Source organism: Stenotrophomonas sp. YJH_SMC_123, from assembly GCF_059368215.1.
Genome location: NZ_JCAFRM010000003.1, coordinates 511,499 through 531,393, shown reverse-complemented (window position 1 = coordinate 531,393; position 19,895 = coordinate 511,499). Strand labels below are relative to the sequence as shown.

Sequence of the window (19,895 nt, the reverse complement as noted above, 5' to 3'; positions counted from 1 at the left end):
CTCCCTGGTGAAATTAGCGCTGTGGAACCACCCGATCCCATCCCGAACTCGGAAGTGAAACGCAGCTGCGCCGATGGTAGTGTGGCTCAAGCCATGCGAGAGTAGGTCATCGCCAGGGTTTATACCCAAAACCCCGCTGCTTGCGCAGCGGGGTTTTTCTTTGTGCGCAGAACACGCGGGTAGTGCCGGCCGCCGGCCGGCACCGCCATAGCTGCACACCGGCCGGTAGATGCACGCCATGCGTGGATATTCTCCGCGGGCAGCCCCAGCGCCAACCAAGGTTGGCGACTACCGAGGGCATGCGGGCGCACAGTAGATCCACGCCGTGTGTGGATGCGGCGCCAGCCAGGGTTGGTCGCTCCTCACGGCAGGTCCGGAAGCGGACTTTCCTGACCCATCACGCAAAAGCAGGCAAAAAAACGGCGCCCTGCGGGCGCCGTCTTGACCGGGATGGAACTGCAGGCCCGGATCAGGCGGCCCGCGAGACCTCGTGCGGTTCCTGCTGGCGGAACACCGATACCGCCTCGGTAAGCGTACCCGCCTGCGATTGCAGCTCGCGTGCGGCCGCGGTGGCTTCCTCCACAAGCGCGGCATTCTGCTGCGTCGCCTGGTCCATCTGCACCACGGTCTGGTTGATCTGCTCGATGCCGACCGACTGCTCCTGCGAGGCCGCCGAGATCTCGTGCATCAGGTGGCTGACATTCTCAACGCCCCCGACAATGCCCTGCATCCGCTGCCCCGCATCGGCCACCAGCTGGGCACCTTCGCCCACCTGGCGACCTGCCTCATCGATCAGCTTCTTGATTTCTTGAGCCGCAGCGGCGGAGCGCTGCGCCAGCACGCGCACCTCGCTGGCCACCACCGCGAAGCCACGGCCCTGCTCGCCGGCACGGGCGGCCTCCACTGCCGCGTTGAGCGCGAGGATATTGGTCTGGAAGGCGATGCCATCGATCACGCCAGTGATGTCGCCGATCCGCTTCGAGGCTCCCTCGATCGCCTGCATGGTGTCGACGACCCGCTGCATGGCGACGTTGCCATCGCTGGCGGCGCTCTGGGTGGTGATCGCCAGCTGGCTCGCCTCGCGCGCATGGGCAGCGTTCTGGCGCACGGTGGCAGTCAGCTCTTCCATCGAAGCGGCGGTTTCCTGCAGGTGCGCTGCCTGGCGCTCGCTGCGCTCGGACAGCGCGCCATTGCCCGCAGCGATTTCGCTGGCAGCGGTGCTGATCGAGGACGCGCACTGCTGGATACGGCCCACCATGCGCGCCAGCTGGCCGGCGGTGGCGTTGGCATCGCGCTGGATCGCGGCAAAGGCGCCGTGATACTCGCCATGCATGCGTCGATCGAGATCGCCGCTGGCCAGCGCCGAGAGCATCTGCCGCACCTCGTCAACCGTACTGCCCAACGTATCCAGCAGCTGGTTGATGCCACCGGTGAGGCCATCGAGGAAGCTGGCACCTTCGGTTGCCTGCAGGCGCTGGTCGAGGTCGCCGGCGGCGGCGGCCGCGACGATGCCGGCGACGGCGTTCTCCAAGGCGAGCTCATGGGTACGGTCATGCCACTCCACGGCAAAGCCCAGGCGCACGCCCTGTGCGTCGAAGACCGGAGTAACCACCTGTGCGAAGTGCACCGGGCCGATCTGTACCTTGCCGTTGTGGCTGACCTGCAGGCCATTGAGGATGGCGCGGATCCGGTCCGGGTTGGCGTGGAAGCGATGAATGCTGCTACCGACCAGGCGCTCGGCATCGAAATCGGGGAAGGCCTGGCGCAACGTTGCCTGCTGGTTGCGCAGCAGGGCCACCACCGAGCGGTTCACGTAGCGGATCACGTGATCGTTGTCGGCAATCATCATCGCGGTGCGCGAGGCATCGAGGGCCTGGCGGATCTGCGCGTTCTCGGCGTGTGCCTCCGCTTCGCGTCCACGCTGGGCCTGCACATGGCGTGCGGTGTCGGCCAGCGCATGGGCCAGCGAACCCGGTGCGTAGGCGGTGGTGTCAGCATGTGCACCAAGATCGGCGCCGGTGGCGATGTCGCGCGCCAGCGCGGCCAGCCGCCGGGGACCGTGGCCGAGTGCTTCGGTCTGCTGGCGGAGCCGCAGTGCGACCTGGCCAAGGAACAGGGTCAGGCCGGCCAGCATCGCGGCCTGCAGCAGCGCCGGCCCCACCGCAGCACCGGCCGGCAGCGGGGCCAGCAGTGCAAGCGTGCCGATGCTACCGGCCAGCCACACCGGCAGACGATCGCGATGGCCCAGCAGCACGCCCAGCAGCAGGGCGATCGGCAACGCCGGCGACAGGCCGGTGATCGCGGACAACAGGGCCAGCTGCAGCGCCACCAGGATTGCCAGGGCGTTGCGGGCGATGTCGCGGCCTGCCAGCGGACCGGCCAGCCACAAGGCGGGCAGCACAGCGCCCGCGGCCAACGCGGCGGCCACACCGTGCGGACCGCGCAGGGCCAGCACCAGCCCGGTCACGGCCAGTGCCGCGCTGCCGGTCAGCAGGCGGCGGTCAGCACCGCGGGCGAGCTGTTGCAGGTGCGACAGGCGGGCGGTATCGGGGGGACGGGCGGATGCAATGGACATCGGAGGCTCCTGGGTCAGCAGACGACAACGAGCACGCCGCAACGCACGCAGCAGGGCGTGACGAGGGCGGGTGCCGGGAATTCGAGGGATGCGGCGCGATCAGCGACGCGGAGAGGGGACACCGCGGCCACATCCTGTGGGTGACGGTGCAGCAGAGCGGGCATGCGGACTTCCTTGCAGAACCAGACACATGCCGCAGGACCGACCGGGCCCGCGTGCAGCGGGCGCAGGGGCCCGCAACTGATGTATCGGCCGCAAACGCGCGGAGTGAAGCGCGCGGACGCCTGCGCTCAGCCGGCGTTGTCGTTGCTGAAGAAGTGCAGGATCACGCCTGCGATCTGTTCCGGATCTTCCATGTGCAGGTGATGGTTGCCGGGAAACACTGCCAGCCGGCCATCCCGCAGGTGCTGCAGGCGATCGCTGCGCATCGGCTCGGGATAATACGACTGCGCCGGCGTGGCATAGATCACCTGTGTCGGGCAGGCGATGGCCTGCAGCAGGTTGTCGATCTGGCCCTCGCTGAGGCGGATCGCGGTGGGCAGCATCAGGCGCGGATCGCTGCACCAGCGATACCCGCCTTCGACCGGTTCCACGCCGCGCTCGACCAGCAGTCGTGCGCACGGTTCGCTGAGCTGGTTGGTCATCATCCGTGCGCGGATCGGCGCGGCCAGGTCGGGGAACACGCGCAGCTGCTTGCGCGCCAACGCACGGGTGGCGTTCACATGCTCGCGCAGGCGATGGGCGGTCTCTTCTTCGGGGCCGCGCAGGCCGCCGAGAGCTTCGATCGCCACCAGGCGCTCGACGCGGTCGCTGACCGAGGCGGTGAGGCTGGCGATGCCGGCGCCCATCGAATGGCCGAGCAGGCTGAAGCGGTCCCAGCCCAAGGCGTCGGCCACATCAAGCACGTGGCAGATCGCGGCCGCCGTGGTGTAGCTGGCACCGGCCGGCAGGTGCGCGCTGTGGCCATGGCCGGGCAGGTCGATCGCCACCAGCTGCAGCGACGCCAGGTGCGGCGCCAGCGGCACGAAGCTGGCGGCATTGTCGAGCCAGCCATGCAGGGCCAGCACGCGCGGGCCGTCGCCGCTGTTGCGCAGGCCGGCGACGCGGGTGCCGCCCACCTCGAGTTCAAAGGGTTGCAGACTCATGCCAGCGAGGCCACGGCCAGTCGTGCCAGGGCGCGCGCGTGTTCCGGTTCGGCATTGAGGCAGGGGATGTAGCGCATCGTCGCGCCACGTTCGGCCAGCGTTTCGGTGAAGCCCATCGCGACTTCTTCCAGCGTTTCCAGGCAATCGGTGGCGAAGCCGGGGCAGACCACGTCGATCTGCTTCACACCGGATTCGGCCAACGCCCACAGGCTCGGCTCAGCGTAAGGCTGCAGCCAGCGCTCGCGGCCGAAGCGCGACTGGTAACCCATCTGCCAGTCGTCCTTGCCCAGGCCCAGCGCGTTGGCGATGGCCTGCGCGCTGGCCTCGCAGCGCTGCGGATACGGATCACCCGCGTCGGCCAGGCGCTGCGGGATGCCGTGGAAGGAGAACATCAGTTTCTGGCTGCGGCCGTGCTGTTCCCAGTAGCGGCGGATCGAGCCGGCAACGGCCTCGACCCAGCCCGGGTCGACCGAGTAGTCGCGTACCAGACTGACGGTCACGCCCGGGTTGCGCCGCTGCCAGGCGTCGACGCGGTCCTCGACCGAGGCGGTGGTGGTGGTGGAGTACTGCGGGTACAGCGGCAGCACCACGATGCGGCGTGCGCCTTCGCCGGCGAGGCGGTCGAGCTCGTGGGCCAGGGCCGGTTCGCCATAGCGCATTGCGTGGCGCACTTTCAGGGTTGGCAGCAGGGCCTGCATCGCCTGCGCCAGCTGCCGGGTATGGACCATCAGCGGTGAGCCATCCGGCAGCCAGACCTGGGCGTACTTGGCCGCCGAACGGCTGCTGCGCAGCGGCAGGATCAGTCCGCGCAGCAGCGGCTGCCACAGCAGTGGCGGGATCGCGACCACGCGGCGGTCGGACAGGAATTCGGCCAGGTAACGGCGTACGGCGGGGGCCGTCGGCGTATCGGGCGTGCCTAGGTTGACCGCCAGCACGGCGGTATCGGGTGCGTCGAGCATGGGGTGCATTGTCGCCGATCCGGTGTCGCACCGGGATGCAGGGTTCGGATTGCAGGCATAGCGGGCATCTATGTGAGCGGGGAGCGCTCATTGGCGATTCATGACAACACTACTAATTTCAGTCACTTGCTATATCTTCCTATGGACTGACTTCTGGAGCCTGCCATGCGTCGCCCGATCCAAGCCCTGCTGATCGCCGCCAGCCTGCTGTCCAGCCAGGCCATGGCCGGACCGCAGGAAGACCAGCGCGCCCGCAATGCCGTGCGCGTGCTGGCGGAGATCCAGGAAATCCCTGAACAGGGAATTCCGGACAAGTTGCTCGACGAAGGCCGCGCGGTCATCGTCATTCCCGACACGATCAAGGCCGGCCTGGTCATTGGCGGTCGTCGCGGCCACGGGCTGATGTCGGTGCGCATGCCCAATGGCGCCTGGTCCAGCCCGGTATTCGTCAAGCTGACCGGTGGCAGCATCGGCTTCCAGGCCGGCGTGCAGTCTTCCGACGTAGTGCTGGTGTTCCGCAACGACCGCAGCCTGGACAACCTGGTCAATGGCAAGTTCACGCTTGGCGCCGATGCCGGCGTTGCCGCCGGTCCGGTCGGCCGCAATGCCGCCGCCGCCACCGACGGCCAGCTGAAGGCCGAGATCTGGTCGTGGTCGCGCGCGCGCGGCCTGTTCGCCGGTGTCGCGCTGGATGGCGCGGTGCTGCAGATCGACGATGCCGCCAATCTGGACGCCTACGGCAGCAACACCACGCCGCGCATGATCTTCGAAGGTCGCGCCGTCGGTTCCCCGTCGATGGACGTGGTCGCCTTCCGTGATCGCCTGGAAGAGGCCACCTACGCCGCCCGCAACAACCGCAACGGCAACGGTGGCAATGCACCGCGTCCGGCGCCGGCGCCGGCTGCCGCCCCCGTGTCTGTGCCCGTTCAGGCAGCACCGGCGGCCCCGGCCGAAGCCACCACCGCGCCGCTGCAGAACGTTCCGCAGAACCCGCCGCCGCAGCAGCAGGGCTTCCAGCCGGTCAACGACGGCGAAATCCGCACGGAAACGCTGGGCGGAAACTGACTTTCGTCACGCGCGCCGGCTAACACCCGGTGCGCTATGCTCGACAGCCTGATCACTAACGTAACGAGCGTCTTTATGGGCAGTTTCAGCATCTGGCATTGGTTGGTCGTGCTGGCCATCGTCCTGCTGGTGTTCGGCACAAAGCGCCTGACCAGTGGCGCCAAGGACCTCGGTTCGGCGGTCAAGGAATTCAAGAAGGGCATGCGCGACGACGACAAGCCGAACGCGCAGCTGGGCGACGAGTCGCGCAGCCAGGACGCCTCGCGCACCGCGCAGGACGAGCACGACCGCACCCCTCGCTGATCCGGAGCGGTCGCGGTGTTTGATATCGGCTTCAGCGAATTGCTGGTGATCGCCGTGGTCGCCCTGGTGGTGCTCGGTCCCGAGCGCCTGCCCAAGGCGGCCCGCTTTGCCGGCCTGTGGGTGCGTCGCGCCCGCAATCAATGGGATTCGGTGAAACAGGAACTGGAGCGCGAACTGCAGGCCGAGGAGATCAAGCGGCAGATGCAGGACGTTCGCCAGGGCATGCAGGACACCGAGAACCAGCTGCGTGCCAGCGGCGAAGCGATCCGTCGCGAAGCGCAGGAGGCGCAGCAGCAGGGCGATACGCTGGCGCAGGAGGTACGCGCACCGGCGCCTGCGGATCTGCCGCCGCATATGAGCGGCCTGACCCGTGCCGATGCACCGGTACAGGAGGGCGTCGCTCCCGAGCCGACGCCGGCGACACCCCCTGAAGCCGGTGCGCCGCCGCCGCCGCGCACGGAGCGCCAGCCATGAGTGAACAGGATTTCGGCGAGAGCTCGCTGGTCGAACATCTGGTGGAACTGCGCGGCCGCCTGGTGCGCGCATTGCTGGGCCTGGGCGTGGTGCTGCTGGCGCTGCTGCCGTTCACCCAGAAGCTGTACAACGCGTTGGCCGAGCCGCTGGTCTCGCAGCTGCCGAACGGGCAGACGATGATTGCCACCAATCCGGCCGGCGCCTTCTTCGCGCCGTTGAAGCTGACCTTCTTCGTTGCCCTGTTCGTGGCGGTGCCGTGGCTGCTGTACCAGCTGTGGGCCTTCGTCGCGCCCGGCCTGTATGCGCGCGAGAAGCGCCTGGCGGTGCCGCTGCTGGTGTCCTCGGTGCTGCTGTTCTACACCGGCTGTGCCTTTGCCTACTTCCTGGTGCTGCCGGCGGTGTTCCACTTCCTCACCACCTTCAGCCCGGACGTGATTGCGATCACCCCGGATGCAAATGCCTACCTGGATTTCGTGCTGGCGATCTTCTTCGCCTTCGGCGGCAGCTTCGAACTGCCGGTGGCGATGGTGATCCTGGTGCTGCTGGGCTGGGTGACGCCGCAGCAGTTCAAGGAAGGCCGCGGCTACGCGATCGTCGGCATCTTCGTGCTGGCGGCGGTGCTGACCCCGCCGGACGTGGTTTCGCAGCTGATGCTGGCGATCCCGATGTGCCTGCTCTATGAGCTGGGCATCCACGCCGCACGCTGGCTGGTGCCGTCGTCGGCAGTCAAGAAGCCCGCCGCCTGAAAGAAAAAAGGGGACGGAGGGGATTAAGTCGTTAGCTGCACACACTGGGCATAAACGACTTAATCCCCTCCGTCCCCTTTTTCATCAGGCGTGGAAGATGTCGCTCGAGGTCGGCGTGGTCGGGATCGGCGGGGCGGCGCGGCTGCCACGGTGCACGAACATCTGCTTCCACGCGGCGTAGACCGCGCCGACATACAGCGGCATCAGCACCGTGGTCAGCACCAGCTGGGCGATGAAGGCGGCGGCCAGCGGGCCGCCGATCAGCATCGCGATCTGGATCACGATCACGAACAGGATGTAGATGCAGAACGCGGCGATCAGGCCGAGCACGGCGAACACGATCATCGCGCCGATGTTCTCGATGCAGCCCTGCAGGCTCAGGCGCAGCGCGTGCATGCCGCTCTGCTTGTCGAACACCACCAGCGCCGGCTGGGTGAACATTGCCAGCGACAGTGCGACCGCGCTCAGGAACACCAGCAGCATCCACAGTGCGATGCGCTTGGCCGGCAGGTTGGCCACCAGCGCCGCGGCATCGTCCGGCTTGATCTGCTGGCCACTGCGGCTGATCTCTTCCATCTTGGTCATGACCTCGCTGAAGGCGGTGAAGCCTTCGCGGCCGATCATCAGGAACAGCAGCGCGCCCAGCAGCAGCACCGCCAGCACCTGGATCGCCAGCGGCACCAGCAGGTGGCTGACGCGGTGGTCGCGGATCGGCTGCAGCAGGTGCGAGGCCAGGCCCGGGCGACCTTCGTCGATCTCACCCACGGCGTACAGCATGCCGCCGAACATGATCGGCGAGATGGCCAGGGTCATCAGCTGCACGGCCATGCCGGCAGCGCCGGGAATCAGCGTCGACAACAGGGTGACCACCCAGCTCACCAGCAGCCAGGTCAGACCGATCCGGGCCAGCTGCAGCGGCGCACGCCGATACAGCGAGAACGTATCCAGCAACCACTGGGCGCCCGCCGAGGCCGGCAGCTTGCGAATCTCTTTCATGGACATCCGGGAAGGACAGGAGGGGGCCGGGCGCTTGCCCGTGCCGCCGATTATCCCTGTTTTGCCGCCGGCTGGGCTGAAGACAGCCGCGCCTGGCGAACGAAGCGGCGCAGCAGCTGGCGCGCCAGCGGTGCGGCGCTGACCGCGCGCTCGATGCTGCGGGCACAGCCGCCATGGCGGCCGATGCAGTCGGCGCGGGCACGCACGTAGCCGCGCATGTGGTGGGTGGCGAACTCGGGGTGGAACTGCACGCCCCAGGCCTGGCGCCCCCAGCGGAAGGCATGGCAGCCATCCAGCGGCGAGCGTGCCAGTACTTCGGCACCGTCAGGCGCGCGCAACACGGTCTGCAGGTGGGTGGCGTGGGCGGCGAAGTGCTGCGGCAGGCCCTGGAACAGCGGGTCCTGCGCGGCCTGCGGCTGCAGCTCCAGTTCGATCGTGCCCGACTCGCGCCCGGCCGGGTTGTAGGCCACCTCGCCACCCAGCGCGTGCGCCAGCAGCTGGTGCCCATAGCAGATACCGAACACCGGCAGGTCGTCGTGGGCGGCCTGGCGCAGCCATGCGGCACTGCGCTCACTCCATTCGGCGTGGTCGGTGACGAAGGCGGCCGAGCCGGTCACCAGCACGCCGGCGAAGGCATGCGGGTCGGGCAGGGCATCCCCGTGTTCGACATCGACCACCACCGTCTCGTGCTCTTCCAGCCCGGCGGCCACCCGGATCCAGTGCGGGAAGCGCCCGTAGCGGCGCAGCGACGGCACCGGGCGGCCGGTTTCAAGGATCAGGAACGGGGCTGGGTTCATCCGGGGGCGGCAGGACTGACAGGACTTCCTCGATTGTAGTCAGCCCCTGCGCCACCTTTTCAAGCCCGGCCTGGCGCAGGGTTCGCAGCCCTTCAGCCCGCGCGGCACGGGTGAAACCGGCCAGATCCATGTCGGCGCGGATCTGCCCACGCAGCCGCGAGCCCAATGGCAGCAACTCATACAGGCCGATGCGGCCGAGGAATCCGGTGCGCCGGCACTCCAGGCAACCAACCGGCCGACAGGGCGTGGCGGCATCTGGATATGCAGCTTGGCTATCAGCCAGCACCGCCCAGTCGGCAGCACCAAGGGTGTGCGGCTGCTTGCAGTGCGGGCACAGGGTGCGCACCAAGCGCTGGGCGAGGATGCCGTTGAGGGTGCTGGCCAGCAGGTAGTGCGGCACGCCCAGGTCGAGCAGGCGGGTGACCGCCGACGGCGCGTCGTTGGTATGTAGCGTGGACAGCACCAGATGGCCGGTCAGCGAGGCCTGCACCGCCATCTGCGCGGTTTCCAGATCGCGGATCTCGCCGATCATGATGATGTCCGGGTCCTGCCGCAGCAGGGTGCGCACGCCGCTGGCGAAGTCCAGGTCGATGTTGGCCTGCACCTGCATCTGGTTGAACTCGGGCGCGATCATCTCGATCGGGTCCTCCACGGTGCACACGTTCACGTCCGGCGTGGCCAGCCGCTTCAGCGTGGAATACAGGGTGGTGGTCTTGCCTGAGCCGGTCGGGCCGGTGACCAGCACGATGCCGTGCGGGCGTTCGACCAGTGCATTCCAGCCGGCGGCCTCCTGCGGACTGAAACCCAGCTGGTCGATGCTCTTGAAGGCGGCATCCGGGTCGAAGATGCGCATCACGCACTTCTCGCCGAAGGCGGTGGGCATGGTCGACAGGCGCATCTCGACCTCGCGGCCGCCCGGCGAGCGGGTCTTGATGCGGCCGTCCTGCGGGCGCCGGCGTTCGGCCAGGTCCATGCGGCCGAGCACCTTGATGCGGCTGACCACGGCGGTCATCACCGCCGGTGGCACCTCGAAGACCTTGTGCAGCACGCCATCGATGCGGAAGCGCATGCGCCCCATCTCGCGGCGCGGTTCCAGGTGGATGTCCGAGGCGCGCTGTTCGTAGGCATATTGCAGCAGCCAGTCGACGATGTGCACGATGTGCTGGTCGTCGGCATTGACGTCGCCGGTACGGCCCAGCTCGACCAGCTGCTCGAAGCTGGGCAGAGTGGTGCTGGCTTCGCCGCGGACATCGCCGCGCGCGCCACGCACCGAGCGGGTCACCCCGTAGAACTCCATGGTGTAGCGGTGCAGGTCGAGCGGATTGACCACCGCCAGCTCGATGCTGCGGCGGGTCAGGTGCTGCAGATCGCGGCGCCACTCCTGCACCAGCGGCTCGCTGGTGGCCACCAGCACCCGTTCGGCATCCACCGCCAGCGGCAGGAAGCGGTGGCGGCGGGCGTAGGCATGGGAGACCAGCGCGGTGACCGCAGCGACGTCGACCCGGGTCGGATCGATGCGCAGGTAGCGGCTGCCGGTGCGCCGGGCCAGCCATTCGGTCAGGCGTTCCAGGGTCAGTTCGCCACCGTCGCGGGCGGCCAGCTTGAGGTTGGACAGCAACACCAGCGGGTGCACTTCACTGGCATTGCGCGCGCCCTGTGCGGAAAACCGCATGCGCTCGACGTCGTGCTCGGCCACCAGGCCATCGGCCAGCAGCGCTGCGCAGACCTGTTCGAAATGCAGGCGGCCCCACGGCAGCGGGATGTCGCCTGGCTCGCCGGGCGTGCCCACCGGCAGCCGATGTTCCATCTGCCTGCTCCTCCCGGGTACGGAATGCCCCGCAGGTCGGCCGTTATACTAACGCACCCCCTTGCCGGCCAAGACTCGTACGCATGTCCGCGACCCCGACCGTTCCGATCACCTTCCAGGGCCTGATCCAGACCCTGAACCAGTTCTGGGCCCAGCAGGGCTGCGTGCTCATCCAGCCGCTCGACCTGGAGGTGGGCGCCGGTACCTTCCACCCGGCCACCTTCCTGCGTGCGATCGGTCCGGAACGCTGGAACGCGGCCTACGTGCAGCCGTCGCGCCGCCCGACCGATGGCCGCTACGGCGAGAACCCGAACCGCCTGCAGCGCTACTACCAGTACCAGGTGGCGATGAAGCCGGCGCCGGACAACATCCAGCAGCTGTACCTGGATTCGCTGAAGGCGCTGGGCATCGACCCGCTGGTGCACGACCTGCGTTTCGTCGAGGACAACTGGGAATCGCCGACGCTGGGCGCCTGGGGCCTGGGCTGGGAAGTCTGGCTCAACGGCATGGAAGTGACCCAGTTCACCTACTTCCAGCAGGCCGGTGGCCTGGAGTGCCGCCCGGTGCTGGGCGAGATCACCTACGGTCTCGAACGCCTGTGCATGTACCTGCAGAACTGCGACAACGTCTACGACCTGGTCTGGACCTACGGCCCGGACGGGCAACCGGTGACCTATGGCGACGTCTACCACCAGAACGAAGTCGAGCAGAGCACCTACAACTTCGAATACGCCGACGTGGACGAAATGTTCCACCGCTTCGATGCCTGCGAGCGTGAAGCGCAGAAGCTGGTCGAGGTGGGCCTGCCGCTGCCGGCCTACGAGCAGGTGATGAAGGCCAGCCACACCTTCAACCTGCTCGATGCACGCCGCGCGATCAGCGTGACCGAGCGCCAGCGCTACATCCTGCGCGTGCGCGCGCTGGCCCAGGCGGTGGCCAAGGCGTACTACGAGCAGCGCGAGAAGCTGGGCTTCCCGGGCGCGAAGAAGGCCTGACGGGCCGTCCGCACCCACCCGCTTTTCATCAACTACCCGGGGCGCCGGACGCGTCGCGCGCTGCGCCCCCACCACAGGATCGAACCGATGAGCCAACTGTCCCCCCTGCTGATCGAACTGGGCACCGAGGAGCTGCCGGTCAAGGCGCTGCCGGGCCTGGCCCAGGCGTTCTTCGACGGTGTTGTCGAAGGCCTGCGCACGCGCGGCGTCGCGCTGGAACTGGGTGATGCACGCCCGCTGTCGACCCCGCGCCGCCTGGCCGTGCTGCTGCCGGGCGTGGGCCTGGAACAGCCGGAACAGCACAGCGAAGTGCTGGGCCCGTACCTGAACATCGCACTGGACGCCGAAGGCCAGCCGACCAAGGCGTTGCAGGGCTTCGCCGCCAAGGCCGGGATCGACTGGACCGCGCTGGAGAAGACCACCGACAACAAGGGTGAGCGCTTCGTGCACCGCGCGGTGACCCCGGGCGCACGCACCGCCAGCCTGCTGCCGGAGATCCTGCGCGAGGCGATTGCAGCGATGCCGATTCCCAAGCCGATGCGCTGGGGCGGCCACACCTGGGGCTTTGCCCGCCCGGCGCACTGGCTGGTGCTGCTGCACGGTACCGAGGTGGTGGAGGCCGAACTGTTCGGCCTGCAGGCCGGCCGTGTCAGCCGTGGCCATCGCTTCCACCACGACCAGCCCGTGTCGCTGGCCCAGCCGCAGGACTATGTTGAAGCCCTGCGCGCCGCCTTCGTGCTGGTCGACCCGCGCGAGCGCCGTGCGCGCATCGTCGCCGAGGTCGAGGCCGCCGCGGCCAGGGCCGGTGGCAGCGCCCGCATCACCGACGACAACCTGGAGCAGGTGGTGAACCTGGTCGAGTGGCCGTCGGCGGTGCTGTGCAGCTTCGAACGCGCGTTCCTGGCAGTGCCGCAGGAAGCGCTGATCGAAACGATGGAGATCAACCAGAAGTTCTTCCCGGTGCTGGATGCCGCAGGCACGCTGACCGAGAAGTTCATCGGCATCGCCAACATCGAATCGAAGGACGTGGCCGAAGTGGCCAAGGGCTACGAGCGGGTGATCCGCCCGCGCTTTGCCGACGCCAAGTTCTTCTTCGACGAGGACCTGAAGCAGGGCCTGGCGTCGATGGGCGACGGCCTGAAGACGGTGACCTACCAGGCCAAGCTGGGCAGCGTGGCCGACAAGGTGGCGCGCGTGGCCGCCCTGGCCGAAGTGATCGCACCCCAGGTGGGTGCCGATGCCGTGCAGGCCAGGCGGGCTGCCGAATTGGCCAAGAACGACCTGCAGTCGCGCATGGTCAACGAGTTCCCGGAGCTGCAGGGCATCGCCGGCCGCCACTACGCCGTGGCCGGTGGCGAATCGACCGAGGTGGCGCTGGCCATCGACGAGGCCTACCAGCCGCGCTTCGGCGGTGATGACATCGCGCTGTCGCCGCTGGGCAAGGTGCTGGCCATCGCCGAACGCGTCGACACGCTGGCCGGTGGTTTCGCCGCGGGCCTGAAGCCGACCGGCAACAAGGACCCGTTCGCGCTGCGCCGCAATGCGCTGGGCCTGGCCCGCACGATCATCGAAAGCGGCTTCGAGCTGGACCTGCGCGCGCTGCTGGCCAGCGCCAACGCCGGCCTGGCCGCGCGCAACGTGCAGGCCGATGTCGGCGAGCTGTACGACTTCATTCTCGACCGCCTGAAGGGCTATTACGGCGACAAGGGCGTGCCGGCCACGCACTTCAACGCGGTGGCCGAACTGAAGCCGGCCTCGCTGTACGACTTCGACCGCCGCCTGGATGCGATCGGCACCTTCGCCGCACTGCCGGAAGCCGAAGCACTGGCTGCGGCCAACAAGCGCATCCGCAACATCCTGCGCAAGGCCGAGGGCGACATTCCGGCGCAGATCGACCCGGCGCTGCTGCAGGAAGACGCCGAGCGCGCGCTGGCCGAAGCGGTCACCGCCGCCATCGACGACACCGGCGCCAGCCTGCACCAGAAGGACTACGTGGCCGTGCTGGCACGCCTGGCGCGCCTGCGCCCGCAGGTCGACGCGTTCTTCGACGGGGTGATGGTCAATGCGGACGATCTGGCGCTGCGTGGCAACCGCCTGGCGCTGCTGACGATGCTGGGCGAGCGCCTGGGCAAGGTCGCGGCGATCGAGCATCTGTCGAGCTGATGCCCGTATCGGTAGTGCCGGCCGCTGGCCGGCATTACCCCCGCGCACCGCATCGCCGGTGGATGTCCATCGGGGTCATTGCCGGCATCGCGCACGATGCCGGCATCCTCGCCTGCATCCACGATGATCGCCACAAAGGTGCGTATTTTGACCGCCACTTAACAACCGATCCCGAATGACGTGATGCATTTCGCATCGTCACCTTCGGTCGGTATGCTGTCCCGCATGCAGCCAAAGAAATACGCCCTGCCGCTGATGGTCCTGTCGTTGGCCGCCACTTCCGTGGTCCACGCGCGCGGCACCATCGACAAGGTGGACATCAAGGGATTGGACAAGGGCGACGACGCCGCAATCATCGAGAACATCCAGGAATCGCTGTCGCTGTACGACACGATCGGCAAGGAACAGGGCGAATCGCGCCTGGAATACCTGCTGTCACAGGCCGAGCGGCAGACCCGCCAGGCACTGGAACCGTTCGGGTACTACAACCCGGTGATCAAGGTCGAGGCACCGCGCGAGGACGAATACGTGCGTGTGCTGATCCATGTCGACAAGGGCACCCCGGTGACCGTGCGCCGCGAGCACATCGACATCACCGGCCCGGCGATGTACGACCAGTACCTGCAGGATGACCTGGCCGCGTTCAAGCCGCGCAAGGGCCAGCGCTTCGAGCACACCCAGTACGAAGCCAGCAAGATCACCATCACCCGGCGCCTGGCCGAGCGCGGCTACTTCGACGCCGACTACACCCAGCGCCAGGTGCAGATCACCCGCGCCGACAACGCCGCCGACATCGACCTGACCTGGGACAGCGGCCGCCGCTACAACATGGGCCCGGTGCGCTTCCAGCAGGACTACTTCGTCGACAAGCTGTTCGATCCACTGGTCTACTGGGACCAGGGCAGCTACTACCACGAGGGCAAGCTGGACCGGCTGCGCGAGTCGCTGACCAAGCTGGACTACTTCAGCGTGATCGACATCCAGCCGCGCCCGGACCAGGCCGACGAGAACGGCGAAGTGCCGGTGGACGTGAAGCTGACGCGCGCCAAGCGCACCATCTATACCGCCGGCCTGAGCTACGGCAGCGAGAGCGGCCCGGGTGTGCGCGGTGGCATCGAGCGGCGCTTCCTGAACAACCGCGGCCACAAGATGAACACGCAGCTGGACTATGCGCAGAAGCGCAAGAGCCTGGTCACCAGTTACCGCATTCCGGCCTTCAACTGGCTCGACGGCTGGTACACCTTCGCCGCCAGCGCGTACGACGAGCAGACCGACTACATCGATCTGCGCAACTTCAAGCTGATCGCCAGCCGCAGCGGCGAGATCAACGAGCACTGGACCGCGATCGCCTCGATCAACGCACTGCGCGAGCGCTGGCGCTACGCGTCCGGCACCGAATTCACCGACGCCGTCTACAACACCTCGACGCTGGTGTACCCGCAGATGGTTGCCGACTACGTCAACGTCGACGACGAGATGTTCCCGCGCAAGGGCATCAGCGGCGCGGCGACGGTGCGTGCCGGCGTGGAAGGCGCCGGCTCGGATACCAGCTTCGTGCAGGCCAACGCCGTGCTGCGCTGGTACATCCCGGTGGGTGAAAGCAACCGCCTGATCCTGCGCGGTGAAGGCGGCACCACCTGGACCAGCGATCTGGTGGCGATGCCGCCGAGCCTGCGCTACTTCGCCGGCGGTGACCGCAGCATCCGCGGTTACGCCTACCGCGAAGTCGGCCCGCGCACACCCAAACCCGACAAATACGCGCTGGGCGCCAAGAACCTGGTGATCGGCTCGGCCGAGTACGAGCACTACTTCAATGGCGGCCCGTGGGGCGCGGCGGTGTTCGTCGATACCGGCAGCGCCTTCGACAACACCATTGACCTGCACACCGGCGTCGGCTTCGGCGTGCGCTGGAAATCGCCGGTGGGCCCGGTGCGCGTGGATATCGCGCATGGCCTGAACAACCCGGATTCGCAGTTCCAGCTGTACCTCAACATCGGAGCGGACCTGTGAGCACGCCCGCACCCACCCCGAACACGCCGCCGCCGCGCGTGCGTTTCTACCGCCGCCGCCGCTTCTGGGCGTGGTCCGGCGTGGGCGTGATCGGCCTGGTGCTGCTGGCGTTGCTGGCGGTGTACTGGCTGCTGCAGACCGTGGCCGGCCGCGATGTGCTGCTGGCCCAGGTGGTGGCGCGACTGCCGGCGGGCGCCAGCTTCACCTGGGACAAGGTGGACGGCCCGGTGGCCGGTCCGCTGACCCTGTACAACGTCGACTTCCGCTACGACGACATCCATTTCCACGCCGAGCGCGCGCACCTGGAGCCGGACCTGCGCCCGCTGCTGGGCCGCAAGCTGCTGCTGGACAAGCTGGAGCTGACCAACGCCACGCTGAACCTGGCCAAGAGTGACGAGCCGTTCAAGCTGCCGTCGTGGCCCGATTCGCTGCCGCAGATCGAAATGCCGCTGGCGATCCAGGCCGATGCCATTGCCATCGACGGCTTCCGCATCAGCCAGGCCAACGAGCCGGTGATCGACATCAGCCGTGTGCGTGGTGGCATCGAGATCGCCAATGGCGAGTTCCAGGCGCACAAGCTGGTGGTGGACAGCGACATGGGCAACTTCACCGCCCAGGGCCGTTACATTCCGGCCAAGGACTACGACACCGATGTGACGGTGACGGCGGTGCTGCCAGCACCGCGTGGGCGCACCGCCGCTACGGTGGGCCTGGTCGCACGCGGCGACCTGTCGCACATGGAAGTGGCCGTAGCCGGGCGCGCGCCGAAGCCGCTGCACGCGATGCTGGTGTTCGATGGCCGCACCGACCCGAGCTGGAGCGCCAGCATCCGCAGCGACGAGCTGGATCTGGCGCTGTTGTCGCCAGCATTGGCGAGCTCGGCGATTGCGCCGTTGTCGCTGGACTTCACCGCCGCCGGCAAGGGCGGCAATGCCAACCTGCGCGGCAGGGTGAAGCAGGGCGACCAGGAGCTGGAACTGGCACCGTCGGTGGTGTCGCTGCAGGACCAGGTGCTGAAGGTCTCACCGCTGCTGGTGAAGGGCCTCGGTGGCGAAGCGCGGCTGGAAGGCACCGCCGACTTCAGCCAGGACGATCAGCAGAAACTCAATTTCTCGGTGGTCGCACGCGATCTGACCTACGTGCCGGCACCCGACCCGAACACGGCTGGCAGCGCACCGGTGCCGGTCACCCTGAAGGAAGCACGCTTCGGCCTGGCCGGTACCCTGAAGGCCTGGGCGGCGATCGGCCGTGCCGAGATCGAACGCGAGGCGCAGAAGGCGCAGCTGCAGTTCGACGTACGCGGCAATGACCAGGCCGCGTCGATCCACCAGCTGCAGGCGCAGACGCCGGGTGGGCAGCTGCAGGTGGAAGGCCAGGTGGCCTGGGCGCCGCAGCTGGACTGGGACGCCAAGGCCACGCTGAAGGACTTCGACCCCGGCTATTTCGTGCCGGGCTGGAACGGCCGCCTGTCCGGCAACCTGGCCTCCAAGGGCCGTCAGCTGCCGCCGCCGGCCAATGCCGCACCGGGCACGGCCGGCACGCTGGAAGCCACCGTCGACCTGCCGTCGCTGAAGGGCATCCTGCGCCAGCGCAACCTTGATGCACAGGGCAAGTTCGCGCTGCAGGGCGCGCAGGGCCAGGGTGACCTGAAGCTGTCGCTGGGCAGCAGCCGGGTGACCGCGTCGGGCAAGGTCGGCGACCGCCTCGACATCGATGCACGTTTCGAACCGCTGCAGCTGAGTGACCTGCTGCCGGGCGCCGACGGCGGCCTGCGCGGCCAGGTGCAGGTGAAGGGGCCGCGCGATGCGCCGGACATCACCGCCGACCTGGTCGGCAATAACCTCAACTGGGAGGGCTACGGCGCCGAGAGCGTGAGCATCAAGGGCCACCTGCCGTGGCGCGGCGACAGCGGCACGCTGGCGGTGCAGGGCCAGCAGGTCAACGCCGGCATGCTGCTGGAGCGCTTGAACGTGGATGCGCAGGGCAGTGTGTCCAACCTGCGCCTGGCTGCGCAGACCCGCAATGAGATGGGCGCGATCGAGCTGCAGGGCAGCGTGCGCCAGCAGGGGGCGCAGTGGCGTGGCGAGCTGGCCTCGCTGCGCATCGCACCGGTGAAGGGTGATGCGTGGTCGCTGCGTGCACCGGCGGCGTTCGCGATCAACGGCAGCACCTACACCCTGTCCGAAGCCTGCCTGGCCGCCGCCAGCAGCGGTGCGCTGTGCGCACAGGCCAACTGGCCGCGCGAAGGCCTGGTGGTGCGCAGTGACGCGCTGCCGCTGGCGCTGGTGCAGCCGTGGCTGCCGCCGCAGTCCGGCCGCCGCATCTACCTGCGCGGCGACGTCAGCCTGGACGCGCAGATCCGCCCGCGCGGCGCGGCCTGGGAAGGCCATGTGGAAGTGCGCTCGAAGGAAGGCGGCGTGCGCCTGGGCGAGAACCGCAACACCGTGGGCGATACCACCCGCGGCGAGCTGGTGCGCTATGACCAGTTCTCGCTGAAGCTCGACATGACCCCGGCCAGCATCAAGGGCTACCTGGGCATGGGCTTCCAGGGCAATGGCTTCGTCGACGCGAAGATGCAGACCGGCTGGGAAGCCAGCGCACCGCTGAACGGTGAGCTCTACCTCAACATGTCGCGGCTGTACTGGCTGGAGCTGTTCTCGCCGGACATCGTGCGCCCGACCGGCCTGATCGAAGGCCACGTCAGCCTGCGCGGTACGCGCGGGCAGCCGTCGCTGGGAGGCGACGCGCAGCTGAGCAACTTCAAGGGCGAATTCCCCGCGCTTGGCCTGACCTTCGACCAGGGCAAGGGCAGCTTCGTGGCCCAGCCCGACGGTTCGGCCAAGATCACCGCGCAGGCCAACTCGGGCCAGGGCACGCTGTATGTCGACGGCGGCCTGTCGTGGTTCGGTGATGCACAGCCGCTGCAGCTGAAGATCCACGGCGAGAACGTGCTGCTGTCCAACACCAGCGAGCTGCGCATCGTCGCCAATCCCAACCTCGACTTCACGTTGGCCAAGGCGGCGATGGAGCTGCGTGGCACCGTGCACGTGCCCGAGGCCGACATCGACCTGGAGCGCCTGGACCGTGGCACCTCGGTGTCCGAAGACGTGGTGGTGCTGGACCCGGCCGATCCGGAAGAGTCGCGCACCTCGCCGCTGGACATGGACCTGACGGTCAGCCTCGGCGACAAGGTGAAGATGACCGGGTTCGGCCTGAAGGGCGCGCTGACCGGCAAGATGCAGGTCTGGGCCAAGCCCGGCCGTGAAATGACCGCCAATGGCGGCCTGGAAGTGAGCGGCCGCTACAAGGCGTATGGGCAGGACCTGACCATCACCCGCGGCAACCTCACCTGGAACTACAACGCGGTGTCCGACCCGCGCATCAACATCCGCGCCGAGCGCCGGATCGGTGATGTCACCGCCGGCATCGACGTGACCGGGCGTGCGCAGCAGCCGCGCGCGGACGTGTGGTCCGATCCGGCGATGTCGCAGTCCGAGGCACTGGCCTATCTGGTGCTGGGACGCAGCCTGACCGGTGCCAGCAGCGACCAGGCGCAGCAGGTCAACGCGGCCTCGGCGGCGCTCTCGGCGGGCAGCGGCCTGCTGGCTTCGCAGCTGGGCGCCAAGCTGGGCCTGGACGACGCCGGCGTGAGCCAGTCGCGCGCGCTGGGCGGCTCGGTGATCGGTGTTGGCAAGTACATCTCGCCCAAGCTGTACGTCGGCTACGGCGTGTCGCTGGTCGGTGCCGGTTCGGTGATCACGCTGAAGTACCTGCTGCGCCGCGGGTTCGACGTGGAAGTGGAGTCGAGCACCGTGGAAAACCGCGGGTCGATCAACTGGCGGCGGGAGAAGTAACCCGCT

General features: G+C 68.1%; 14 protein-coding genes and 1 rRNA gene. 9 read left to right on the top strand and 6 right to left on the bottom strand.

From position 1 onward, the window contains the following. The first annotated feature begins 3 nt into the window (after positions 1-3). Positions 4-118 (top strand): 5S ribosomal RNA (rrf, locus tag AC5P5W_RS10575). A gap of 351 nt (positions 119-469) precedes the next feature. On the opposite strand, the gene AC5P5W_RS10570 is transcribed toward rrf, so the two are convergent. The 3 genes from AC5P5W_RS10570 to hemH all read right to left on the bottom strand — a co-directional run bounded on the left by AC5P5W_RS10570 (position 470) and on the right by hemH (position 4,679). After that, entirely contained in the window at positions 470-2,575 is a 2,106-nt protein-coding gene (locus AC5P5W_RS10570) for a methyl-accepting chemotaxis protein (RefSeq protein ID WP_197574655.1), read from the bottom strand. Between the two features lie 290 nt (positions 2,576-2,865). Further along, positions 2,866-3,720, bottom strand: a complete 855-nt coding sequence (locus tag AC5P5W_RS10565; RefSeq protein WP_032957858.1) for an alpha/beta fold hydrolase — start codon at positions 3,718-3,720, stop codon at positions 2,866-2,868. Then, positions 3,717-4,679, bottom strand: coding sequence for a ferrochelatase (gene hemH, locus AC5P5W_RS10560; RefSeq protein WP_032957857.1), 963 nt, complete (start codon positions 4,677-4,679; stop codon positions 3,717-3,719). The genes AC5P5W_RS10565 and hemH overlap by 4 nt, the downstream gene beginning before the upstream one ends. A gap of 165 nt (positions 4,680-4,844) precedes the next feature. On the opposite strand from hemH, the gene AC5P5W_RS10555 reads away from it, so the two are divergent. From AC5P5W_RS10555 to tatC, 4 genes are all read left to right on the top strand, one after another. Continuing rightward, positions 4,845-5,744, top strand: coding sequence for a lipid-binding SYLF domain-containing protein (locus AC5P5W_RS10555; protein ID WP_111205393.1), 900 nt, complete (start codon positions 4,845-4,847; stop codon positions 5,742-5,744). Positions 5,745-5,819: 75 nt separating this feature from the next. Further along, positions 5,820-6,047 (top strand): Sec-independent protein translocase subunit TatA, encoded by a 228-nt coding sequence (gene tatA / locus AC5P5W_RS10550; RefSeq protein ID WP_014648907.1) that lies wholly within the window; start codon positions 5,820-5,822, stop codon positions 6,045-6,047. 15 nt (positions 6,048-6,062) lie between these two features. After that, the gene (tatB, locus tag AC5P5W_RS10545; RefSeq protein WP_032957854.1) at positions 6,063-6,521 is read left to right on the top strand and encodes a Sec-independent protein translocase protein TatB; all 459 of its coding nucleotides are present in this window, start codon (positions 6,063-6,065) and stop codon (positions 6,519-6,521) included. Further along, positions 6,518-7,267: a twin-arginine translocase subunit TatC gene (gene tatC, locus AC5P5W_RS10540; protein WP_005420449.1), complete on the top strand. Its 750-nt coding sequence runs from the start codon at positions 6,518-6,520 to the stop codon at positions 7,265-7,267. Before tatB ends, tatC begins: the two co-directional genes overlap by 4 nt. Before the next feature lie 84 nt (positions 7,268-7,351). Here tatC and AC5P5W_RS10535 read toward each other — a convergent pair whose 3' ends face one another. The 3 genes from AC5P5W_RS10535 to AC5P5W_RS10525 are packed head-to-tail and all read right to left on the bottom strand — an operon-like array spanning position 7,352 to position 10,867. Continuing rightward, complete coding sequence (locus AC5P5W_RS10535) at positions 7,352-8,263, bottom strand: BPSS1780 family membrane protein (protein ID WP_014648905.1); 912 nt, start codon at positions 8,261-8,263, stop codon at positions 7,352-7,354. 50 nt (positions 8,264-8,313) lie between these two features. Beyond that, the gene (locus AC5P5W_RS10530) at positions 8,314-9,060 is read right to left on the bottom strand and encodes a glutamine amidotransferase (protein WP_014648904.1); all 747 of its coding nucleotides are present in this window, start codon (positions 9,058-9,060) and stop codon (positions 8,314-8,316) included. Further along, positions 9,032-10,867: a GspE/PulE family protein gene (locus AC5P5W_RS10525; RefSeq protein ID WP_014648903.1), complete on the bottom strand. Its 1,836-nt coding sequence runs from the start codon at positions 10,865-10,867 to the stop codon at positions 9,032-9,034. The genes AC5P5W_RS10530 and AC5P5W_RS10525 overlap by 29 nt, the downstream gene beginning before the upstream one ends. A gap of 83 nt (positions 10,868-10,950) precedes the next feature. On the opposite strand from AC5P5W_RS10525, the gene glyQ reads away from it, so the two are divergent. The 4 genes from glyQ to AC5P5W_RS10505 all read left to right on the top strand — a co-directional run bounded on the left by glyQ (position 10,951) and on the right by AC5P5W_RS10505 (position 19,889). Then, complete coding sequence (glyQ, locus tag AC5P5W_RS10520) at positions 10,951-11,862, top strand: glycine--tRNA ligase subunit alpha (protein WP_014648902.1); 912 nt, start codon at positions 10,951-10,953, stop codon at positions 11,860-11,862. Positions 11,863-11,949: 87 nt separating this feature from the next. Continuing rightward, the gene (glyS, locus tag AC5P5W_RS10515; RefSeq protein WP_126411539.1) at positions 11,950-14,025 is read left to right on the top strand and encodes a glycine--tRNA ligase subunit beta; all 2,076 of its coding nucleotides are present in this window, start codon (positions 11,950-11,952) and stop codon (positions 14,023-14,025) included. Positions 14,026-14,238: 213 nt separating this feature from the next. Further along, positions 14,239-16,035, top strand: a complete 1,797-nt coding sequence (locus AC5P5W_RS10510) for an autotransporter assembly complex protein TamA (protein ID WP_495221128.1) — start codon at positions 14,239-14,241, stop codon at positions 16,033-16,035. Further along, a complete protein-coding gene (locus AC5P5W_RS10505; RefSeq protein WP_495221125.1) occupies positions 16,032-19,889 on the top strand; it encodes a translocation/assembly module TamB domain-containing protein in 3,858 nt (1,285 codons plus the stop codon). Before AC5P5W_RS10510 ends, AC5P5W_RS10505 begins: the two co-directional genes overlap by 4 nt. Positions 19,890-19,895: the final 6 nt, after the last annotated feature.

Coding starts and splice junctions, on each gene's coding strand:
- AC5P5W_RS10570 (WP_197574655.1), bottom strand. CDS start 2,575: ATGTCCATTGCATCCGCCCGTCCCCCCGATACCGCCCGCCTGTCGCAC.
- AC5P5W_RS10565 (WP_032957858.1), bottom strand. CDS start 3,720: ATGAGTCTGCAACCCTTTGAACTCGAGGTGGGCGGCACCCGCGTCGCC.
- hemH (WP_032957857.1), bottom strand. CDS start 4,679: ATGCTCGACGCACCCGATACCGCCGTGCTGGCGGTCAACCTAGGCACG.
- AC5P5W_RS10555 (WP_111205393.1), top strand. CDS start 4,845: ATGCGTCGCCCGATCCAAGCCCTGCTGATCGCCGCCAGCCTGCTGTCC.
- tatA (WP_014648907.1), top strand. CDS start 5,820: ATGGGCAGTTTCAGCATCTGGCATTGGTTGGTCGTGCTGGCCATCGTC.
- tatC (WP_005420449.1), top strand. CDS start 6,518: ATGAGTGAACAGGATTTCGGCGAGAGCTCGCTGGTCGAACATCTGGTG.
- AC5P5W_RS10535 (WP_014648905.1), bottom strand. CDS start 8,263: ATGAAAGAGATTCGCAAGCTGCCGGCCTCGGCGGGCGCCCAGTGGTTG.
- AC5P5W_RS10530 (WP_014648904.1), bottom strand. CDS start 9,060: ATGAACCCAGCCCCGTTCCTGATCCTTGAAACCGGCCGCCCGGTGCCG.
- AC5P5W_RS10525 (WP_014648903.1), bottom strand. CDS start 10,867: ATGGAACATCGGCTGCCGGTGGGCACGCCCGGCGAGCCAGGCGACATC.
- glyQ (WP_014648902.1), top strand. CDS start 10,951: ATGTCCGCGACCCCGACCGTTCCGATCACCTTCCAGGGCCTGATCCAG.
- glyS (WP_126411539.1), top strand. CDS start 11,950: ATGAGCCAACTGTCCCCCCTGCTGATCGAACTGGGCACCGAGGAGCTG.
- AC5P5W_RS10510 (WP_495221128.1), top strand. CDS start 14,239: ATGCTGTCCCGCATGCAGCCAAAGAAATACGCCCTGCCGCTGATGGTC.